The organism is Brevundimonas sp. TWP2-3-4b2, assembly GCF_049897345.1.
In the GTDB taxonomy this organism is placed as follows: Bacteria; Pseudomonadota; Alphaproteobacteria; order Caulobacterales; family Caulobacteraceae; genus Brevundimonas.
This window is the reverse complement of sequence record NZ_JAFCWB010000002.1, coordinates 492,963-513,397: the sequence shown is the minus strand read 5'-3', so window position 1 is coordinate 513,397 and position 20,435 is coordinate 492,963. Positions and strand designations below refer to the sequence as shown.

The window sequence follows — 20,435 nt, the reverse complement described above, 5'->3', positions numbered from 1 at the left end:
GATGAAGCCCTCGACCCTGGTCCGTCTGGCCGCCGTCGGCCTGGCCATGACCGCCATCGCCGCCTGTACGCCGCGCCGCGCCGTCGTAACCGGTGCCGGCGAGACCGTGCCGCCGGTCGCCAACGAGCCTTACAACCCCGGTCCCCGCGGTCCGATCTCGGGCGGCAGCATGGGTGCCGCGGCCCCGGGCTCGGAACAGGATTTCGTCGTCAATGTCGGCGACCGGGTCTATTTCGACCTCGACAGCTATCAACTGCGGTCGGAAGTCTATCCGCGCATGGATGCCCAGGTCGCCTGGCTCCAGCGCTATCCGAACGTGACCATCCGGATCGAAGGCAATGCCGACGAACGCGGCACGCGGGAATACAACCTGGCCCTCGGCGCCCGCCGCGCCGAATCGGTCCGCAGCTATCTGGTCGAGCGCGGCGTCAACGCCGGCCGTATCGACACCATCAGCTACGGCAAGGAACGTCCGATCGCGGCCGGCTCGACCGAAGAAGCCTTCGCCCGCAACCGCAACGCCCATACCGCCATCGTCTCGGGCGCGACCCGCTGAGCCCGACGCGGCGTCGATAACAGAAAGGGCGGCCGGGTCCCGGCCGCCCTTTCTTTTTGACCTGTGTTTCGCCGCATCGCACAATCGCACGCAGCATTGCGGGGGCAGTTATGGACAGTCTTGAGGCCGCCGGCGGTCTGATCACCGGCGGACTGATCGCAAAACTGCTGTCGCGGCGGGAAAACCGTCGCAACGAGTCGGCGGAGGATCACCCCGGGGTCTGCAGCGACTGCGGCGCACCCGTCTCCGGAAAATACTGCCCGGAGTGCGGCCAGCCCACCCACGTGCACCATTCGCTGCTCCACCTGGGCGAGGAGTTGCTGCACGGCGTCATGCATTTCGACGCCCGCATCTGGCGGACCCTGCCGCTGCTGGCCATCAATCCCGGCCGGCTGACCCGGGAGTGGGTACAGGGCAAACGCACCCGGTATGTCTCGCCTTTGGCGATCTTCCTGTTCACCATCTTCCTGATGTTCTTCGTCTTCAGCTTCAGCGGCGCGCTGGAGCCACGGATAACGACGCCTCTGCCGGAACGCATCGCCGGGGCGCGGACCAATCTGGCCGAGGCCCGGGCAGAACTGACCGAGGCGGAAACGGCGGCCGCGGCGGCACCCGGCTCGGAGGCTCTGGCACTGACCGCGCGAGCGCAGCGCGCCCAGGTGGGGGTCCATGAGCGTCGGCTGGAGGCGCTGACCGGAACGGGTCCGCAAGCCGCCCGTCCCGACGGGCTGACGCCCGGCAGTTGGCAGGCCGAGATGGCCGACGCGGTCCAGGAAGACCGGGTCCAGGTTCGGGGCGACAGCAAGTGGGTCGAGAAGGTCAAGCACAAGCTGAGGAACCCCGATCTGCTTCTCTACAAACTTCAGCAGACGACCTACAAATTCAGCTTCCTGCTGATCCCGCTATCGATTCCGTTCGTAGCGCTGCTGTTCCTGTGGCGGCGCGGGTTCACCCTGTATGATCACGGCGTCTTCGTTCTGTATTCGCTGACGGCCATGTCGATCCTGGTGATGATCACGTCCGTCCTGGGAGCGATATGGAGCGGGTTCGGGGTGCTGGGGGCCTTGGCCTTCGCCTTCGGCGTTCCAGCGCACATGTTCGCCCAGTTGAAGGGTGCCTATCGGCTTTCGTGGTTTTCCGCCGCGTGGCGGACCGTGCTGCTGCTGCTGTTCTGTATCTTCGCCCTGACGCTGTTCCTGTTGGCGATCATCATGCTGGGGCTGACGGGGTGACGCCTTGCGGACGCCTCAAATCGGTGAGACGACAATCATCATGCTGAAGCTGCCTGCATCCCTGCGCACCCGCAACGCCATGCTGACCGCCCTCGGCGTGGTCCTGATCGCCGGGACCACGACCGTCGTGGCCCAGACCGCCCCGCTGGAGGCGGTCCAGTGGGACAAGCGCCGGCTGGAGCAGCTGGATCGGAATGTGCGTCGCCTCGAGCGCGCCGTGACCCAGCGCAACGCCGCGGGCCAGCCGGTGATCATCGAGCCCGATCCCGAAGTCATCGCGCTGCAGGGCCGCGTCGGCCTGATGGATCGCCGACTGTCGGACATGGAGGCGACGGTCCAGCGCGTGAACGGTGATCTTGAACGGCTGACCTTCCAGCTGGACGAGGCGACGCGCGACAACGCCGCGCTCGGCATCCGCGTCCGCGACGCCGAAGGCCGCATCCGGGCCATGGAACTGGCCGCGGCCCGCGAGGCTGAGCTGAACGCCCCCATCCCGACGACATCCCCGACCGGCGACGCTGTCCGCGACCTCACCGCCGCTGCCCGGCTGGCCGCCACGGACCCGGCGCGCGGCGACCGGGCGCTGCAGACGGTCGTCCTGGCCTGGCCCGACACGCCCCAGGCCCAGGAGGCCAACAGCCGTCTGGGCGATCTGAGAATCTCGGCCGGCGATCCGGCGGGGGCCGTCTCGGCCTATGCCGCCGCGCTGCGCGGCTGGCCGACCACGACCTGGGCTCCGGCCACGACGCTGGAGCTGGCCAATGCGCTCAACGCCACCGACCGCAAGGCCCAGGCCTGCACGGCCCTGACCGAGTTCGGTCGCCGCTATGCCGAGGCCGCCGCTCCGGCGGTGCGCACGCGGGCGACCGAGGCGCGGACCCGCATCGGCTGCGCCGCCGCGCCCGCCGCCACCCCGCTGCGGCGGCCGGGCTGATCCAGACCTCTGACGACTGGACCGGGCCGGTTCTGGCCCGCCTGTCCGAGCGGCTGGAAAGTGACGTCGATCATCCTGTCGCCCTGGCCCTGTCGGGTGGCGGTGACTCGATCGCCCTGCTGCAGGTCGCCACTGATTGGGCGAGGTCCCACGGACGCCGGCTGCTGGCCCTGACCGTCGATCACGGGCTGGGTCCTGACAGCGCCCGATGGACCGCCTTCGCCGAAGCCGCCGCACGCGCCGCGGGGGCCGACTGGCGCGGCCTGGCCTGGACCGGGCCAAAACCCGCCACAGGCCTGTCTGCCGCCGCCCGCAGGGCCCGACACGGCCTCATTGCCGACGCCGCCCGCGAGGGTGGGGCGCGCGTGGTCCTGTTTGCCCATACCGCCGACGACATCGCCGAGGGCCAGGTGATGCGGGCCGAGGGCTCGACGCTGGGACGGTTGCGCGACTGGTCACCGTCCCCGGCCTGGCCCGAGGGGCGCGGGCTGATGCTGTTGCGGCCGATGCTGCACGCGGGGCGGGCCGGGGTGCGCGATTGGCTGGCGGCGCGGGATGCTGACTGGATCGACGATCCCGCCAATGACGATCCGAAATACGCACGGAGCCGGGCACGGGTGGCTCTTCGCCTGTCGGGTGAAGCGAGAATTCGGGGGTCAGGCGGCGAGGCCGCTCCCGGGCCGTCGACCCTCACCCCTGAGCGCAAGGACGATGGCCGCGACGCCGTGAGCGCAAGCCTTCTGCCGACGGGAGAGGGGTGGTTCCAGCTTCCCCGGGACATCGACCCTCACCACCTCGCCGCCGCGCTCGTCTGCGCCGGCGGCGGCGACCGCCTCCCGCGCGGCGAACGGTTGACCGCCCTTGTGGCTCGCCTGCGGTCAGGCGAGGCGTTCACCGCGACCCTCTGCGGGACGCGGATCGCGGCCGGTGGCGATCGTGTCTTCGTGACCCGCGAACCCGGAGAGCTGACCCGCCGCCCGCCGCTGGCCCTGCCGCTCGATCCGGGGCGCGAGGCCGTCTGGGACGGGCGCTGGGCCGTGACGACGACCGAAAGCGGGTGGTCTGTCGTGCCCGCCGCGGGTCGCAGCGCCGCCCTGTCCGAGGCCGACCGCGCGATCCTGAAAGCGCTGCCGCCCGCGGCCCGCGGCGGCCAGCCTGTGCTGATCCGGCACGCCGGCGGTGCCCCGGTTCTTGCAGGGACGGCCGCGAGCGCACGGTCGCTGGTCGAGGAGAGACGGGCGCTTGCACTGGACCGAATGACGCATGAAAGGGACCTTCGCGACGCCATCCATGGCGCAACGACCCGGAACCTCCTATTTTCGATCTGACATATGTGACAAGGCGCGTTTGCGCCCAAGGGACGAGCGAGCATGAACCTGCGCAATCTGGCCATCTGGGGCGTCATCATCCTGGGCGCCATGGCCTTCTATGTGGCCGTCAGCCGTCCGGGCGGCATCACGGCCCCGGCCGGGACAAAGGCCGCCGCCGAGCGGCCCGTGGAGATGACCTATTCCGATCTGCTCAAGGCGCGCGACGCCAATGCCATTGCCAGCGTCGAGGTGCGGGGCGAGACGGTGAAGGCGACGTTGAAGGACAACCGGGTGGTGACCACCACCACGACCCTGCCCAATGCCGATTTGATCAACAGCATCCAGGCGACCGGCGCGGCCGTCGACGTCAAGTCAACCCGCCAGTCCCTCTGGGTCAGCGCCCTGATCGGCCTGCTGCCCTTCGTCCTGATCATCGGCCTGTGGATCCTGATTATGCGCCAGATGCAGGGCGGCGCGCGGGGCGCGATGGGCTTCGGCAAGTCCAAGGCCAAGCTGCTGACCGAGCACAAGGGCCGCAAGACCTTTGACGACGTCGCCGGCGTGGACGAGGCCAAGGAGGAGCTTCAGGAGGTCGTCGACTTCCTCAAGGACCCGGGCAAGTTCCAGAAACTGGGCGGCAAGATTCCCAAGGGTGCCCTGCTGGTGGGACCTCCCGGCACCGGCAAGACGCTGCTGGCCCGCGCCGTCGCGGGCGAGGCCGGCGTGCCCTTCTTCTCGATCTCGGGCTCCGACTTCGTCGAGATGTTCGTGGGCGTCGGTGCCAGCCGCGTGCGCGACATGTTCGAACAGGCCAAGAAGAACGCCCCCTGCATCATCTTCATCGACGAGATCGACGCCGTCGGCCGTCACCGCGGTGCCGGTCTGGGCGGCGGCAATGACGAGCGCGAGCAGACGCTGAACCAGCTGCTGGTCGAGATGGACGGTTTCGAAGCCAATGAAGGCATCATCCTGATCGCTGCCACCAACCGTCCCGACGTGCTGGACCCGGCCCTGCTGCGTCCCGGCCGCTTCGATCGCCAGGTCGTGGTGCCGAACCCCGACGTCAACGGCCGCGACCGGATCCTGCGCGTGCACATGAAGGACGTGCCGCTGGCCTCTGACGTCAACGTCAAGACCATCGCCCGCGGCACGCCCGGCTTCTCGGGGGCCGACCTGGCCAATCTGGTCAATGAGGCGGCCCTGATGGCGGCCCGCAAGGACCGGCGCATGGTCACCCACCGTGACTTCGAGGACGCCAAGGACAAGGTCATGATGGGCGCCGAGCGCAAATCCATGGCCATGAACGAGGAAGAGCGCCGCCTGACCGCCTATCACGAGGGCGGCCACGCCATCGTGGCCATGAACGTCAAGATGGCCGACCCCGTGCACAAGGCGACCATCGTCCCGCGCGGCCAGGCCCTCGGCATGGTGATGCAGCTGCCGGAAGGCGACCGCTATTCCATGAAGTTCCAGCAGATGGTCGATCGCATCGCCATCATGGCCGGCGGCCGCGTGGCCGAGGAGCTGATCTTCGGCAAGGAGAACATCACCTCGGGTGCCAGCTCCGACATCCAGCAGGCCTCCAAACTGGCGCGCCGCATGGTGACCCAGTGGGGCTTCTCCGACATCCTCGGTACGGTGGCCTATGGCGAGAACGAGCAGGAGGTCTTCCTCGGCCACTCGGTCGCGCGCAGCCAGAACGTCTCGGAAGAGACGGCCCGGATCATCGACTCCGAGGTCAAGCGCATTGTCGGTGCCGGCTGGGACGAGGCTCGCCAGATCCTGACCGACAAGGCCGCCGATCTGGAGACCCTGGCCCAGGCGCTGCTGGAGTACGAGACCCTGTCCGGTCAGGAGATCAAGGACCTGCTGGAGAAGGGGCTTGCCCCCAACCGCGACGAGAGCAACTTCCCCAACGCCGGACCCTCGGTCTCGGTGCCGATCACCCCGGTGTCGGACGGCACGAGTGTGGAGGTCCAGACGGTCCACTGACAGTCTGAAACGATCGAACCCGCCGTGGGCCAGGCTCGCGGCGGGTTCTTTCTGGTGAACTTGTTTGCATTTTAAACTAGTCTATGAGATACGCTCTTCATCAAGAGGGGAGCCGCAGCCATGTCTTCATCCGAAACCCGTCCGTCCGAACGCCTGCACGGCCTCGACGCCCTGCGGGGCACCGCCCTACTGCTGGGCGTCGTCCTGCACGCCTCCATGTCGTATTTCCCGGTGACGATCTGGATCGTCCCGGACACCGTGAACTCGCCGGTCGCCAGCGTCCTCTTCTTCGCCATCCACCTGTTCCGGATGACCAGCTTCTTCCTGATCGCCGGCCTGTTCGCCCATATGATGCTGGGGCGGCGAGGCACCCTCGGCTTCATCAGGGACCGGCTGTCGCGCATCGCCGGGCCGCTGTTCGGCCTGTGGTGGGTGATCTTCCCGGCCTTCATCGCGGTGATCGTCTGGATGGCGGCCATCCGCAACGGCGGGTCCATCCCGACCGACGGTCCGCCCCCACCGGGACTGACGCTGCAGAATTTCCCCCTGACCCATCTGTGGTTCCTGTGGATGCTGCTGATCCTCTATGCCGCCGCCCTGGTCCAGCGCGCGCCCTTCGCGATGGCGGATCGCGACGGGACATGGGGCCGGTTCGTCGACCGGATCACCGGTGCCCTGATCGGCCCGTGGAGCCCCGCGCTGATGGCCGCGCCCCTGGCGCTCGCCTTCTGGCTGGCACCGAACTGGTTGCCCTTCTTCGGCATACCGACGCCGGATACGGGACTGGTCCCCAATCCGGTCGCCCTGACGGCCTTCGGGTCCGCCTTCGGCCTTGGTTTCCTGCTCGACCGACGTCGCGATCTGCTGGGCCGCATCGAGCGGCTGTGGCCGGTGTTCACGGTGGTGGCCCTGGGCGTCGGGACGGCGGCCATGGTCTTGGTCGGCGGACCGGTCCCGGACCTGACGCCCGTCACCGATCCGGATCTGAAGGCCCCGCTGGCGGCGGTGATGGCCCTGGCCGTCTTCGCCTCGACCTTCGCGGTGCTGTCGCTGGCCCTGCGTTTCGCCTCAGGCCATAGCGCGGTCCGCCGCTACCTCGCCGACTCCTCCTACTGGGTCTACATCGTCCATCTGCCGCTGGTCATGGTCGGACAGGTCCTGCTGCTGGACGCGCCCCTGCCCTGGTGGGGAAAGCTTCTGACCGTCGTGGCCGGAACCATGGCCGTGGCCCTGATGACGTATGAGCTGCTGGTACGTCACACCTTCATCGGCCGAAGGCTGAACGGCCGCCGTATCCCCTGGCGGCGTCAGCGGGACCCGGAATTCTCGCCCGCCGAATGACTTGCCATTACCTGCCGGCTCGTCCACCCCAGGGGCGAGCCGGCTCCGGAGAATCGTCATGCCCGCCAAGCCCCGCCTGCATTCCCCCGAGGACGACCTCGCCTTCATGCGCTCGATCGTCGAGGGTGCGGGACGCCCGCCGATGACCCTGGCGGTCTGCTATCTGGCGGGCGGACTTCTGTACGGCCTGCAATGCCTGTTCCACGTCGGACAGGCGACCGGGCTGATCCGCTGGCCCGACCTGGTCAATCTCGCCTTCGTCGTCGGGATCACCGGTACCTTCCTGTCGATTCTGACCTGGGCCATCCTCAAGGATCGCAAGGACGGCGGCTCCAATCGGGGGCCGATGGCGAGCCGTACGCTCAACGCCGCTTTCAGCGCCACGGGCATGGCCAATTGCGCCGTCATCATCGTTTTCGGCGTCGGTGCGGTGCGGGATCAGGATTTCGCCATCTGGCTCTATTACGCGGCCATCGTCTTCGCCCTTCAGGCGGCGGCCTGGTACATGGCCTGGACGCTGAAGCGGAAGGGCTGGATGCTGGCCACGGCGCTGGGCGGCTGGGCCACCGCGGTGGCGCTGGGCGTGCTGGTGCGCGAACCCATATGGTATCTCGGCGTCTGCACCGTCGCCCTGTTCCTGCTGTTCGCCCTGCCGGGCTGGGTCCTGTTCCGCGACGCTCGCATCGCCCCGAAGGGGTCCTGAGCGCGCCATGGGTCTGGCCGATCTCGGACGAATCGACGAGGTCATCCACGGTCGCATGCGGCTGGGGATCATGGTCTATCTGGTGGACGCCGACGCGGCCGACTTCACCGAGCTGAAGACCGTTCTGGAAGCCACCCAGGGCAACCTCTCGGTCCATCTGAAGAAGCTGGAGGAGGCGGGTTTCGTCGCCATCGAAAAGAGCTTCGTCAACAACAAGCCCCTGACCCGGGTGTCGATCACCGACGATGGCCGCAAGGCCTTCTCCCTCTATCTTGACGCCCTTGGCAGCCTGATCGGGGGCAGGGACGGATGACCCGCCCCCGCGTCATGGGCATCGTCAACGTCACGCCGGACAGCTTCTCGGACGGCGGGCGGCTGTCCACGGTCGAGGCGGCCGTCGCGCATGGCCTGCGGCTGGCCGGACAGGGCGCGGATATCCTCGACATCGGCGGCGAGAGCACCCGGCCCGGGGCCGAGCCGGTCGATGCCGACGAGGAGCTGGTCCGTACCGTCCCCGTCATTGCCGGCCTGCGGGCGGCCGGCTGGACCGGACCGATCAGTATCGACACGATGAAGCCGGACGTGGCGCGCGCCGCCGTCGCCGCCGGGGCGACGATGTGGAACGACGTGACGGCCCTCGGCTTCGCGCCGGACAGCGCCGCCACCGCCGCGGACCTCGGCTGCGAGGTGGTGCTCATGCATATGCGGGGCGAGCCGGGCACCATGCAGGCCGACCCCCGCTATGACGATGTCGTCGCCGAGGTCGCCGCCTGGCTGGCAGCCCGGGCGGCGACGGCGATGGCCGCCGGTGTAGGGCGCGAACGGATCTGGCTGGATCCCGGCATCGGCTTCGGCAAGACGGTGGCGCATAATCTGGCGCTGACCGCCCATCTCGACCGACTGACGGCGGGCGGATTTCCCATGCTCTACGGGGCCAGCCGCAAGCGCGTGATCCAGTCGATCGATCCGTCGGCGACGGAGTCCGGCGACCGTCTCGGCGGCTCGATGGCGCTGGCGCTGGAGGCGGCGCGGCGGGGGGCTTCGATCATCCGGGTCCACGACGTGCGCGAGACGGTCCAGGCGCTGGCGGTCCAGGCGGCGGTGATGAAGGCGTCCGGCCCTAACTGACTTGTCCGTTCGGCCGCTCTGCCGCATGGGAGGGACATGCCCGACCAGCCCACCTATCGCGGACGCGTCCTGATCATCGCCGGCTCGGATTCGGGCGGCGGGGCCGGGATTCAGGCCGACATCAAGGCCGTGACGATGCTGGGCGGTTACGCCGCCACCGCCATCACCGCGATCACGGTCCAGAACACCCTGGGCGTCCATGGCGTCTATCCGCTGCCGCTGGACCTGATCGAGGCCCAGGCGCGGGCGGTGCTCGACGACATCGGCGCCGATGCGATCAAGACCGGGATGCTGGGCTCGACCGAGGTCGTCGAGCGAGTCGCGGCCATCCTCGACAGCAGCGACGCCCCTGCGGTCGTCGATCCGGTCATGGTCGCCAAGGGCGGGCAGAGCCTGCTGGACGCGGATGCGGTCTCTGCGGTCAAGGCGTTGATGATCCCGCGCGCCGCCCTGCTGACCCCCAATGCGCCCGAGGCCGAGGCCCTGACCGGCCTGGTCGTCGCCGATCTGGACGGCCAGCGCCGCGCCGGCGAATTCCTGCTCGGCCTCGGGGCCCGGGCGGTGCTGATGAAGGGCGGGCATATTCCGGGCGACACCGTCGTTGATGTGCTGGTGACCCCCTCCGGCGAGACGCTGCTGGAAGGCCCGCGCGTCGACACGCGTAACACCCACGGTACCGGCTGCACCCTGGCCAGCGCCTGCGCCACGGGTCTGGCGAAGGGCTTGCCGCTTGAGGCCGCCGTGGCCGAGGCCTGGGCCTATGTCGCCGAGGCCATCCGTCGCGCGCCGGGTCTGGGCAGCGGCCACGGACCGCTGGACCACGGCTGGCCGATGAGGCGGGATCGATGAGCGATCTGGAAGCGCGGCTGGTCGGGATCGTTCGCGCCGATCCCGGCCTGATGCATGTGCTGAAGGGCGTAAGGAGTCAGAACCTGCCCGACTGGCGGGTCTTTTCCGGCGCGGTCTATCAGAGCGTCTGGAACGCCCTGACGGGCCGGCCGGCGGGGTATGGCGTCCGCGACTACGACGTCGGCTACTACGATTCGGACACCAGCTGGGACGCCGAGGACGTCATCATCAAACGCGTCGCGGCGGCCTTCGAAGAGCCGTTCCGCAGCACCGTCGAGGTCCGCAACCAGGCCAGGGTCCCGATCTGGTTTCCCGCCCATTTCGGCGAGCCCTATGAGCCGCTCTCGGGGACGGATGAGGCTCTCGAGCGGTTCGTGGCCCCGGCCTTCGCCGTCGGCGTGCGGCTCGAGGCGGACGATGCCATCAGCGTGGCCGCGCCGCTGGGACTGGACGACATCTTCGCCCTGACCCTGCGTCCCAATCCGAACCGCACCCTTGCGAAGGACTGGCCGCGCGTCGTCGAGCGGGCGCGGGCGCGCTGGCCGGAATTGAGGATCGTGACATGATCGAAGTGATTGCCGCCGTAACGATTTTCGCTGCCGCGCAAGACGTCATCGGGGCGGACGTCTCCGGCAGCCGGCGTTGGCGGGTGGCCCTGGAAGGATCGGGTGGCGCAATCGCCTTCCTTGCGACAACCCGAACCGCCGATACCCGCGAGGTCGTACTGATGACGACCGCCTGGCTGGCCGATCGGCCCGGCGGGACGGCCGTGCTGTCGCAGCGCTTTTTTGAGCACACGATTGATTGTGCCGCGTTGACCCAGGCGCAGACCGGGTTCGGGCGGACCGACCCGCCACCCCGGCGCTGGACACCGGCGGACGGCCCGCCCCTGTCACGTCAGGTCCCTGTTCCGGCACCGGTACAGCCGAACACGGCGATGGCGATCATCGCCGAGGCGGTGTGTCGTGACGGCGCACCGGATCTGATTGAAATCGAGGGAGAATGGCCGGAGGTTTCCAGGGCCTTGCGACAGCGTGTCGAAGCGTCCCGGGCTGCGGCGGCTGAACAATGAAGCAGTGGACCGTCGACGCCTTCGCCTCCGAACCCTTCAAGGGCAATCCCGCCTGCGTGGTCGAGCCTTTCGACCATTGGCCCGACGCGGGGTGGATGGCGGCGCTGGCGAAGGAGAACAACCAGGCGGAGACCGCCTTTCTGCTCAGGACGGCCGACCCCGCGCGGTTCGGGCTGCGCTGGTTCACGCCGGGCATGGAGGTTGATCTGTGTGGCCACGCCACCCTGGCCTCGGCCCATGTTCTGGCGACGGAGCTGGGCCTCAATGTCGAGGCCGTCACCTTCGACACCCGCTCCGGCCCGTTGTTCGTACGGCGGGCGGGCGCGGGCTATGAAATGGATTTTCCCGCCGATCCGCCGGGCCTGACCGACTGTCCCGCCGGCCTGGCCGAGGCGCTGGGCGTGGTGCCGGTCGAGGTCCGGGCCGGGCGCTATCTGGTGGCGATCCTGAAGGACGCGGCGGCGGTACGAGCGGTCGATCCCGACATCCGGGCGCTGGCGACGATCCAGGGCGAGGCGGGCGAGACCGGCCAGGTCATCGTTTGCGCCGATGCGGACGCCGACGATGATGTCGACGTCGTCGACCGCTTCTTCGCACCTGGCTGCGGCGTGGACGAGGACCCGGCGACCGGCTCGGCCCACTGCATCCTGGGCCCCCTGTACGCCGACCGGCTGGGCCGCAAGGTCGTGCGCTTCCGCCAGGTGTTTCCGGGCCGGGGCGGCGATATCGAGACCGAGGCGGCGGGCGACCGCGTTCTGCTGCGGGGCCGGGCCGTGACGGTGATCGAAAGCCGGCTGAGGATTGCGGCATAGGAAAGGGCGCGACCCTTTCGGATCGCGCCCCCTGGCCCTCCTGGGAGGGAGGTCAGGTCCTAGTAGCGGCGGTTGTCATTGTCGCGACGCTCGGCGCGGACCTGCATCGCAAGGCGATCATAGCGGCGGTCCAGTTCGGCGCGCTCGCGAGCCGAGAAGCCCCCGCGCTGATAGCTGTATTCCAGCCGGACCAGTTGGTTCAGTTCGGCCCGCAGCCGGGTCGCTTCACGGCGGCTCAGCTGGCGATTGCGCTCGCCCTGGTCGATGCGGCGATCCAGCTGGTATTTGCGTTGCGAGATCGACTGCCAGCCGCCGCGATTATCGCGCTCATAGCGGTCGCCCCGATTGTCGCGCTCATAGCGGTCGCCGAGATCCTGCTCATAGCGGTCGCCGCGATCCTGCTCATAGCGGCCGCCGCGATCGTCACGATGCTGCGGACCATAGTTCTGGGCCATGGCGGGGACCGCGACGGAGGCCGCGGCCAGGGCGATGGCGGGGATCAGGAATCTTTTCATCGGTCGTCTCCTTGGCGGTTCACGCGGACCGGGAGGCCGGCGTTGATGTGGAGAAAACCATTTCCGGAATGAGCCATGCCTGAACAGTCAGGGTCAGCTCCCGTTCATGTCGATGACACCGCGCGCGGGCCATCCCGTCCCGGAAGGCCACAAGGGCGACCGGAAATGACGACCGGAAGCGATTGAGGACGGGGCGACATGGTGAAACATGTCTACATTGACCGTTCAGGCGGCGTTCAGAGCCGTCGCCCTATATCGTCTCGCATGAACCGGATTTGTACATTTCTGATCGCCGCCGTGGTCGCCGCCGCGCCGCTGTCGGCGTCGGCGCAGGACCGCGACGGTCGGGGTGACCGCGAACCCGGTCGCGACCGCAGCGAGCAGACGCGCCCGGCCGCGCGCCAGATCAGCGTGTCCGAGGCCCAGGGAATCGCGGAATCGCGGGCGCGCGGCGCCACCTTCGTCGGCTATGTCGGGACGCGGGGTGGGCAGTATGTGTTCCGCTTTGACCGCGACGGCCAACTGTTCGATATCGCCGTGCCCATGACGGGCCGATAGGGAAGCCGAGATGCGTGTCCTGCTCGTTGAAGACGACGTTGACCTGTCGCGCCAGCTGAAGACCGCCCTTGGCGACGCCGGCTATGCCGTCGACCACGCGGCCGACGGCGAGGAAGCCCATTTCCTCGGCGATGCCGAACCCTATGATGTGGTCGTGCTGGATCTCGGCCTGCCCAAGATCGACGGCGTCTCGGTGCTGGAGCGCTGGCGTCGCGACGGCAAGACCACGCCGGTGCTGATCCTGACCGCGCGCGGTGCATGGTCCGACAAGGTGTCGGGCTTCGACGCCGGCGCCGACGACTATCTGACCAAGCCGTTCCATACCGAGGAACTGCTGGCCCGCCTGCGCGCCCTGCTGCGTCGGTCCGCCGGCATCGCCTCGGCAACGCTGTCCTGTGGCGGACTGCGCCTTGATCCCCGCGCCGCCCGGGCCACGGTCAATGGCGAGCCGCTGCGGCTGACCTCGCTGGAATACCGGCTGCTGCACTATCTGATGATGCATCAGGGCCGGGTCATCAGCCGGACCGAGCTGGTCGAGCACCTCTACGATCAGGACTTCGATCGCGATTCCAACACGATCGAGGTCTTTGTCGGCCGGCTTCGCAAGAAGATCGGTTCGGACCGCATCGAGACGGTGCGCGGCCTCGGCTATCGCCTGACGCCGCTGCCGGGTGAGTCCATCGAAGGGTGACCGGGCCGTCGGGGGGCACGACAGGAACCGACGAAGCCGCGCCGGAGTCCCGGAACTGGGGGCGGTGGTTCGGCCGTCCGGGCCGCAGCCTGACCCGGCGACTGATCTGGCTGGCCTCGCTGTGGATCGTCCTGGCGCTGATCCTGGCCGGCTGGGCCCTGACCAGCCAGTATCAGGAGAGCGCGCTCAGACGGCTGGGCAATATGCTCGGTCAGACGATCGACGAGGTGGTGCTGGCGGCGAATGCCGCGCCGACCGGCGTCGAGGTCGCGGAGATCAAGGACGCCCAGACCCTGCGGCCCCTGTCCGGAAAATACTGGGCCGTGGCCGAGCCGGACGGGCGCGGCGGACTGAGGGTGCTGGCGCGTTCGCCTTCGCTGGCGGGTGAGTCGCTGTCGGTTCCGCCGGATCTGCCCGGGCGTCTGACCGATGCCTTCGGCCAGATGATCAGCTACAACGCCGACGGGCCTATCGGCCGGCCGCTGCGGGTCGCCGCCAGCATGAAGCGGTTGCCGGGACGCACGGAGCCGGTCGTTTTTATGGCCGGGATCGACCGGTCCAGCATCGACGCCGATACGCGCCAGTTCGCGACCTTTACCTGGACCGCCCTGCTGATCCTGGGCCTCGGGCTGGTCCTCGCCGTCTTCGTGCAGGTGCAGATCGGCCTGCGACCTCTGTTCGAGCTGCGCAACGAGATCGCGGACGTGCGAAAGGGCCGGATCGCCCGTATTGCCCGACGCTATCCGGTCGAAATCCAGCCCCTGGCCGAACAGGTCAACCGCCTGCTGGATCAGAATCAGGAGACGGTCGAGCGCCAGCGCACCCACGTCGGCAATCTGGCCCATGCGCTCAAGACGCCCTTGTCGGTCATGCTCGCAGAGGCGGGGAGCCAGACCGGCGACCTGCCCGACATGGTGCGCAAACAGACCGAGGTCATGAAGGCCCAGGTCGACCACCACCTGCGCCGCGCCCGCGCCGCCGCCCGCGCCCAGTTGCTGGGCGAGCGCACGCCGATCGCCGAGGTGCTCGATGAACTGGCCGTGATGCTGGAGCGGGTGTTCGAGACCAAGGGTGTCGAGATCGACTGGCGCGCGCCGGACGAACTGGGCTTCCGGGGCGAGCGACAGGACCTGCAGGAAATCCTCGGCAATCTGATCGAGAATGCCTGCAAATGGTCGCGTCATCGGGTCCGCATATCCGCCGGACCGACGGGCCTGGGACAGATGGTGGTCGTGGTCGAGGACGACGGTCCCGGCCTGCCGGAGGATCAGCGCGAGGCCGCGCTGGAACGAGGCGCGCGGATGGATGAAACGACGCCGGGTTCGGGTCTCGGCCTGTCGATCGTGGTCGAGCTGACGCGGGCCTACGGCGGTCGCATCACCCTGGCCGACAGCGATCTGGGCGGTCTGAAGGTGTTGCTGGAACTGCCCGCCGCCGAGGCCTGAATCCGGCCCTGCGAACAGCGATTGTTAACCTGGGCCGGGCAGTATGAAATGTGGTCGGCATTTTCCGGCCTGGGATTGCTGCATGGCCGGGCTGACCGTCGCCCACAAAGTCGCGATCGCCGCCATGCTTGAACTGTGCCCGGACGATATGCTCAGGGCTGTCGCGGGCGCTGTCGCTTCCCTGCCGGGAGGCAAGGCCGCGGAATTGCGGATCATGCTGGCCGACGAGCATCGTGACCGGGTCCGTCGCCGGTTCGTCATGGCACCCCTTGTTCCCATGTTCCGGGCTCGGCCGGATGGTGTCGAGGCCCTGACGTTCCCGCCCGCGGTGCTGGCCCGGCTGTGGAAGGCGGCCAGCAGCCGTGAACCGGAACTGTTGTCCCGTCTGGACGGCAATGAACCCTCTGTCGTGGTGGCCGACCGCATTTGCCTGGCCGCTGCCGCGGTCGTGCGCGATCAGCCCGGGTTGATCTGGCCCGGTGCCGACGATCCCGCCCGACTGGCCGCGCTTGAGGATCTCGCCGCCTGCCTCGATCTGGCCCATCTGGCCCGGCGCGGCCTGCCGTCGCTCGAGGTCTGGCTCAAACGCCCGGACGGCGACCAGATCGCCGAGCTGCGGCTGCTGCTGAAGGATTGCGCCGATATCCGGCTGGACGGCGCGCCGCGGGTGCTGGAAATTCTGTTCTCGAATCTGGATGACGCCGTCCTCATCCTGCGCATCCTCACCCAGACGTCCCGGGCCGTGGATCAGGAGAATTTCCTCAGCGCGTCTGAACTGGCCGGCTTCGTCGACAGGCTGATCGCCGGCGTGGATCTTCGCGCGGCACGGATCGCCGCCTTCAAGCCCGCGTCCGATATGGCGCGGGTCAAGGACGTCATCGCCGACCTGACCTGGTGCGCCAATGTTCTGGGCGAACTGGACGTGACCCTGACCCTGAATCCCAAGAGCCCGTGGGGCAAGGCGGTCCGTGACGGCCGTGTGGCCATCGCAGGCCGTCTGTCGGCGCTGCTCCGGGCCGCCGACAAGGCTGTGGATCAGGCCCTTCCCATGGAACGGGTGCAGATCGCCGGCCGCATGACCCGAAAGGCACCGCAACTGGCTGTGCCCATCGCCAGTGAGACCATTCTGGCCGCGCGCAGTCTGCTGCGGCTGGTCGGTTCGGTGCGGGGCCCGGCCTCGACCTTTGGCTGCGAGGCCGACCGGAAGGTTCTGGTCGAGGCCCTGACCGGGCGACTGAGCGACTATGCCGACCAGGTGCTGCGCATGGTCAATGATGCAGAGGTCCCCGACGAGGCCCGCGCCCTCGAGAAGATCGACTTTGTCGCCCAGTGCCTCGAGCTGATTGCCGCCGATGATGCTGCCCGCACGGTGCGGCGTCGGGCCGCGGTGGCAGGACGCCCCTCAGAGGGCGCAGAGGCCTCGTCGCGGGCCGCCTGATCGGCTACATCGACGGGCGATGACGATCTTCTGGATACTGACAGCCTTGCTGACCGCGCTTGCCGGCCTGTTGATTCTGGCGGGCGCGCGGCGTGGTGCCGACGCCGGCGAGGCGGTCACGACCCTGACCGCAGGGGCTGAACTGGACGAACTGGACCGGTTGAAGGGGCGTGGCCTTCTGGACGACGCCGGCTGGACCGCGGCTCGTGCTGAAGCCGGACGTCGCATCCTGGCGGCCGAGCGCGAAGCCGTGCCGGTACGGGCGGGATCGCAGGACCGGTTCTGGGTGCTGGCCGGCGTGGCGGCGACGGCGGCGGGCGCGCTGGGCCTCTATGCGTCGTTCGGGACCATCGGCCTGTCGGATCAGGCCTATGAGCGCCGGGTGGACGAATGGGCGACCCAGCTCGACACGCTTGAGGCCCCTCAGATCGCGGCCGTGGCGGCGAGGGTTGTGCGCGAGCGTCCGACCGACCATCAGGCCCTGGTCATGCTGGGGGCCTCCCGGTTCGAGGCCGGTGATCCGATCGGCGCGGCCTCGGCCTTCCGCCGGGCGCTGGCGCTTCAACCGGACGACGCCCAGAGCTGGTCCCGGCTCGGCGAGAGCCTGGTGCGCGCCAATCAGGGAAAGGTCGACGGCGACGCCGAGGCGGCTTTCGTCCAGGCCCTGCGGCGTGATCCCGGCCAGTTGGGCGCGCGCTATTTCCTCGGTCAGGCGGCGATGTCGCGCGGAGACTGGGCGGCGGTGCGGACCCTGTGGGGCCCCGTCATCGCCGCGCTGGATCCGGCCGATCCGCGCCGGATCGGCCTTGAGGCCCGTCTCGCTGCCATGGAGGCTGCAACATGAGCTGGTTGCCAAAATCACCCAAGGCGCGTCGTCGCCTCTGGGTCGTCGCAGCGGTGGCCCCCGTTCTGGCGCTGGCCGTCGGCCTGTCGCTGTACGCCATGCGTGACAATGTCACCTTCTTCTTCTCGCCGTCTGAAGCGACGGCTGACCGGGCCCCGTCAGGCCGGGTCGTGCGTCTTGGCGGTCTGGTCGAGACCGGCAGTGTCACGCGGGGCGGCGGCGGCGAAGTCGCTTTCGCCGTCACTGACAATGTCGCCACGACGCGCGTCGTCTACCAAGGCGACCTGCCGGATCTGTTCCGCGAGGGGCAGGGCATTGTGGCGCAAGGGGCCTTCCTTCCTGACCGCTCGTTCCGCGCCACCCAGGTCTTGGCCAAACACGACGAGAATTACATGCCCCGCGAAGTCGCCGAGCGGCTCAAGGCCAAGGGCGAATGGCGGCCTGATGGCGCGCCCGCCTCCGGGATGCCGCCTTCATGATCGTAGAACTGGGCGCTTTCGCCCTCGTGCTCGCCCTCGTCCTGTCGGTGTTGCAGACCGCCCTGTCCGTGGCCGGGCGGATCCGCCGCAGCCCGGTTCTGGCCGGGGCAGCCCAGGGGGCTGCCATCGCCGCCGCGGGCTGCGTCGCCGTCGCCTTCGGCGCGCTGATCTTCGCCTTCGCCGTGTCAGACTTCTCGGTCGCCAACGTCGCGTCCAACAGCCACACCGACAAGCCGATGCTGTACAAGGTGGCGGCCGCTTGGGGCAGCCACGAGGGATCGCTGATCCTCTGGTGTCTGGTGCTGACCGTGTTCGGCGCGGCGCTGGCGCGGGGCCGCAACCTGCCGTTCGGCCTGAAGGCCTCGGCCGTGGCGACGCAAGGGGTGCTGGGCGTGATGTTCCTCGCCTTCGCCGTCTTCACCTCCAACCCGTTCGCGCGGCTGGACCCTGCCCCCTTCCAGGGCAATTCGCTGAACCCGCTGCTGCAGGACCCGGCGCTCGCCTTCCATCCGCCGCTGCTCTACGCCGGCTATGTCGGGTTTTCGGTCTGTTTCTCGCTCGCGGTGGCGGCCCTGATCGAGGGTCGCGCCAACGACAGCTTCTGGCCCGCCTGGGGCCGCTGGGTCCGGCCGTGGGCCCTGGCCAGCTGGGCGTTCCTGACCGTCGGCATCACCCTCGGTGCCTTCTGGGCCTATTATGAGCTGGGCTGGGGCGGCTGGTGGTTCTGGGACCCGGTCGAGAACGCCAGCTTCATGCCATGGCTGGCGGGGACGGCCCTGCTGCACAGCGCGGTGGTGACCGAGCGTCGCGGTGCGCTGGCGGGCTGGACCACCTTCCTCGCCCTGCTGGCCTTCACCTTCTCCATGCTGGGCGCCTTCCTCGTGCGATCGGGCGTGCTGACCAGCGTCCACGCCTTCGCCGTCGATCCGGAGCGCGGCATGATGCTGCTGGCCATCCTCGGGGCGACCTCGGGTCTGGCCTTCGCCCTGTTCGCCTGGCGCAGCCCGCGTCTGAAGGGGGGCGGCCAGTTCGCCCCGGTCAGCCGCGAGGGCGCGCTGGTGCTGAACAATGTCTTCCTGACCGCCGCCTGCGCCACCGTGCTGCTGGGCACCCTCTATCCCCTGATCCTCGAGGCGGCCAACGGCGCGACCATCTCGGTCGGCCCGCCCTATTTCGCCCTGACCTTCACGCCGCTGATGGCGGTCGCCTTCCTGATCCTGCCCGCCGGGCCCTTGCTGGCGTGGAAGCGCGGGGATCTGAAGGGGGTTGGCCAACGTCTGGCCGTCGCCGCGGGGCTGGCCATTCTGGTCGCGCTGCTGGGCTGGATGGTCTTCGAACCGCGAAAGGCCCTGGCCGCCGCGGGCCTTGGACTGGGCGGCTGGCTCATCCTCGGGGCCCTGGCCGAGATCGCCGAACGGGTCCGGCTGTTCCGGGTGGGTCTGGCCGAAAGCCTGCGTCGGGCGCGCGGCCTGCCGTTCGGTGCCTGGGGCACCGTCCTGGCCCACGCCGGGCTCGGCGTCTTCGTGCTGGGGGCGGTGGTCGAGACCGGTTATCGCGTCGAGGCGGCGCAGACCGTGGCCGTCGGTGAGAGCGTCACTGCCGGGCGCTACAGTGTGCGTCTCGACAGCGTCCGCATCGTCGAGGGGCCCAACTATCTGGCCGAGCAGGGCAAGCTGACCGTGACCCTGGGCGACGGCGGTGCCGCGCGCGAGATCACGGCCGAACGCCGCTTCTTCCCCGCCGGGGGCCAGACCACGACCGAGGTCGGTCTGGATTTCCGGGGGCTGGACGACGTCTATGTCGTGCTGGGTGACCGCGGCGAGACAACCGCCCGTGCCCCGGCCTGGAGCGTGCGCGTCTGGTGGAACCCGTGGGCGCGGCTGATCTTCCTCGGCCCTGCCATCATGGCGCTGGGCGGACTGCTGTCCCTGATGGACCGGCGGCTGCGGCTGGGCCTCGGCCAGCGCAAGGCGGCGGCGTGAAACGCGCCCTGCTGATCGCCGTGGCCGCGGTCGGCCTGATGGCGGCCGAGCCACCCCCCACGCCCGATCGCCCGCTGCCGGACGCCACGCAGGAAGCGCGCGCCAGGGCCCTGTTCGCCGATATCCGCTGCGTCGTGTGCCAGCATGAAGCCATCGCCGACAGCCCCGCCGGGATCGCCGCCGACATGCGCCGGCTGGTGCGCGAGGAGATCGCCGCCGGCCGCAGCGACAAGCAGGTCCGCGACGACCTGGTCCGGCGCTATGGCGACTTCGTCCTGTTCACGCCGCCGGTGCGGGCAGGCACATGGTTGTTGTGGTTCGGACCGCTGGCCGTGCTGCTGGTGGTCGCGTCCGGATGGCTGATGCTCGGACGCCGCCGCCGGGACGAGACACTCGCCCTGTCGCCCGAAGAGGAGTCCCGCCTGGCCGATATTCTCGCCTCGGAGGGCGTTCGCCGCGATCCTGACGCAAAGGCGTCTGACGACTGACGTCTGGCGGGACCTATCATCGCGCGGTGCGTTGGTGAAACGAACCACCGTCCTATATTCATTGTC

The 20,435-nt window shown here is 69.0% G+C and carries 22 protein-coding genes; 21 read left to right on the top strand and 1 reads right to left on the bottom strand.

Going from position 1 to position 20,435, the window contains the following annotated elements:
* Nucleotide 1: 1 nt before the first annotated feature.
* The 13 genes from pal (at nt 2) to ACP7AS_RS06070 (ending at nt 11,929) form a co-directional block, all read left to right on the top strand.
* On the top strand, nt 2-556 hold the full coding sequence (gene pal, locus ACP7AS_RS06130; protein WP_426028149.1) for a peptidoglycan-associated lipoprotein Pal: 555 nt from the start codon (nt 2-4) through the stop codon (nt 554-556).
* 110 nt (nt 557-666) lie between these two features.
* The gene (locus tag ACP7AS_RS06125) at nt 667-1,788 is read left to right on the top strand and encodes a DUF3667 domain-containing protein (protein ID WP_426027966.1); all 1,122 of its coding nucleotides are present in this window, start codon (nt 667-669) and stop codon (nt 1,786-1,788) included.
* A 40-nt stretch (nt 1,789-1,828) separates the two neighbouring features.
* A complete protein-coding gene (locus tag ACP7AS_RS06120; protein WP_426027965.1) occupies nt 1,829-2,722 on the top strand; it encodes a tetratricopeptide repeat protein in 894 nt (297 codons plus the stop codon).
* The gene (gene tilS / locus ACP7AS_RS06115; protein ID WP_426028148.1) at nt 2,677-4,050 is read left to right on the top strand and encodes a tRNA lysidine(34) synthetase TilS; all 1,374 of its coding nucleotides are present in this window, start codon (nt 2,677-2,679) and stop codon (nt 4,048-4,050) included. Before ACP7AS_RS06120 ends, tilS begins: the two co-directional genes overlap by 46 nt.
* Before the next feature lie 42 nt (nt 4,051-4,092).
* Nucleotides 4,093-6,024, top strand: a complete 1,932-nt coding sequence (gene ftsH / locus ACP7AS_RS06110; RefSeq protein WP_426027964.1) for an ATP-dependent zinc metalloprotease FtsH — start codon at nt 4,093-4,095, stop codon at nt 6,022-6,024.
* Between the two features lie 120 nt (nt 6,025-6,144).
* Complete coding sequence (locus ACP7AS_RS06105) at nt 6,145-7,365, top strand: acyltransferase family protein (RefSeq protein WP_426027963.1); 1,221 nt, start codon at nt 6,145-6,147, stop codon at nt 7,363-7,365.
* Nucleotides 7,366-7,423: 58 nt separating this feature from the next.
* The gene (locus ACP7AS_RS06100; RefSeq protein WP_426027962.1) at nt 7,424-8,068 is read left to right on the top strand and encodes a hypothetical protein; all 645 of its coding nucleotides are present in this window, start codon (nt 7,424-7,426) and stop codon (nt 8,066-8,068) included.
* Nucleotides 8,069-8,075: 7 nt separating this feature from the next.
* Nucleotides 8,076-8,381, top strand: coding sequence for a winged helix-turn-helix domain-containing protein (locus tag ACP7AS_RS06095; RefSeq protein WP_426027961.1), 306 nt, complete (start codon nt 8,076-8,078; stop codon nt 8,379-8,381).
* Nucleotides 8,378-9,196 (top strand): dihydropteroate synthase, encoded by an 819-nt coding sequence (gene folP, locus ACP7AS_RS06090; RefSeq protein WP_426027960.1) that lies wholly within the window; start codon nt 8,378-8,380, stop codon nt 9,194-9,196. The genes ACP7AS_RS06095 and folP overlap by 4 nt, the downstream gene beginning before the upstream one ends.
* A 36-nt stretch (nt 9,197-9,232) precedes the next feature.
* On the top strand, nt 9,233-10,045 hold the full coding sequence (thiD, locus tag ACP7AS_RS06085) for a bifunctional hydroxymethylpyrimidine kinase/phosphomethylpyrimidine kinase (RefSeq protein ID WP_426027959.1): 813 nt from the start codon (nt 9,233-9,235) through the stop codon (nt 10,043-10,045).
* Nucleotides 10,042-10,611 carry a nucleotidyltransferase family protein gene (locus ACP7AS_RS06080; RefSeq protein WP_426027958.1) on the top strand — a complete coding sequence of 190 codons (570 nt, stop codon included), beginning with the start codon at nt 10,042-10,044 and terminating at the stop codon, nt 10,609-10,611. Before thiD ends, ACP7AS_RS06080 begins: the two co-directional genes overlap by 4 nt.
* The gene (locus ACP7AS_RS06075) at nt 10,608-11,117 is read left to right on the top strand and encodes a hypothetical protein (RefSeq protein WP_426027957.1); all 510 of its coding nucleotides are present in this window, start codon (nt 10,608-10,610) and stop codon (nt 11,115-11,117) included. Before ACP7AS_RS06080 ends, ACP7AS_RS06075 begins: the two co-directional genes overlap by 4 nt.
* Nucleotides 11,114-11,929 carry a PhzF family phenazine biosynthesis protein gene (locus tag ACP7AS_RS06070; protein WP_426027956.1) on the top strand — a complete coding sequence of 272 codons (816 nt, stop codon included), beginning with the start codon at nt 11,114-11,116 and terminating at the stop codon, nt 11,927-11,929. Before ACP7AS_RS06075 ends, ACP7AS_RS06070 begins: the two co-directional genes overlap by 4 nt.
* 59 nt (nt 11,930-11,988) lie before the next feature.
* Here the strand turns inward: ACP7AS_RS06070 and ACP7AS_RS06065 are convergent, their stop codons facing one another.
* Nucleotides 11,989-12,444 (bottom strand): hypothetical protein, encoded by a 456-nt coding sequence (locus ACP7AS_RS06065; RefSeq protein WP_426027955.1) that lies wholly within the window; start codon nt 12,442-12,444, stop codon nt 11,989-11,991.
* Nucleotides 12,445-12,708: 264 nt separating this feature from the next.
* Here ACP7AS_RS06065 and ACP7AS_RS06060 point away from each other — a divergent pair, with 264 nt between their 5' ends.
* From ACP7AS_RS06060 to ACP7AS_RS06025, 8 genes are all read left to right on the top strand, one after another.
* Complete coding sequence (locus ACP7AS_RS06060; RefSeq protein ID WP_426027954.1) at nt 12,709-13,002, top strand: hypothetical protein; 294 nt, start codon at nt 12,709-12,711, stop codon at nt 13,000-13,002.
* 10 nt (nt 13,003-13,012) lie between these two features.
* A complete protein-coding gene (locus ACP7AS_RS06055; RefSeq protein ID WP_426027953.1) occupies nt 13,013-13,693 on the top strand; it encodes a response regulator transcription factor in 681 nt (226 codons plus the stop codon).
* Nucleotides 13,690-15,138: a sensor histidine kinase gene (locus ACP7AS_RS06050; RefSeq protein ID WP_426027952.1), complete on the top strand. Its 1,449-nt coding sequence runs from the start codon at nt 13,690-13,692 to the stop codon at nt 15,136-15,138. The genes ACP7AS_RS06055 and ACP7AS_RS06050 overlap by 4 nt, the downstream gene beginning before the upstream one ends.
* An 82-nt stretch (nt 15,139-15,220) precedes the next feature.
* Entirely contained in the window at nt 15,221-16,576 is a 1,356-nt protein-coding gene (locus tag ACP7AS_RS06045; protein WP_426027951.1) for a hypothetical protein, read from the top strand.
* 19 nt (nt 16,577-16,595) lie between these two features.
* On the top strand, nt 16,596-17,420 hold the full coding sequence (gene ccmI, locus ACP7AS_RS06040) for a c-type cytochrome biogenesis protein CcmI (protein WP_426027950.1): 825 nt from the start codon (nt 16,596-16,598) through the stop codon (nt 17,418-17,420).
* Nucleotides 17,417-17,899: a cytochrome c maturation protein CcmE gene (ccmE, locus tag ACP7AS_RS06035; RefSeq protein ID WP_426027949.1), complete on the top strand. Its 483-nt coding sequence runs from the start codon at nt 17,417-17,419 to the stop codon at nt 17,897-17,899. The genes ccmI and ccmE overlap by 4 nt, the downstream gene beginning before the upstream one ends.
* A complete protein-coding gene (locus tag ACP7AS_RS06030) occupies nt 17,896-19,881 on the top strand; it encodes a heme lyase CcmF/NrfE family subunit (RefSeq protein WP_426027948.1) in 1,986 nt (661 codons plus the stop codon). The genes ccmE and ACP7AS_RS06030 overlap by 4 nt, the downstream gene beginning before the upstream one ends.
* Nucleotides 19,878-20,369: a cytochrome c-type biogenesis protein gene (locus ACP7AS_RS06025; protein ID WP_426027947.1), complete on the top strand. Its 492-nt coding sequence runs from the start codon at nt 19,878-19,880 to the stop codon at nt 20,367-20,369. Before ACP7AS_RS06030 ends, ACP7AS_RS06025 begins: the two co-directional genes overlap by 4 nt.
* Nucleotides 20,370-20,435: the final 66 nt, after the last annotated feature.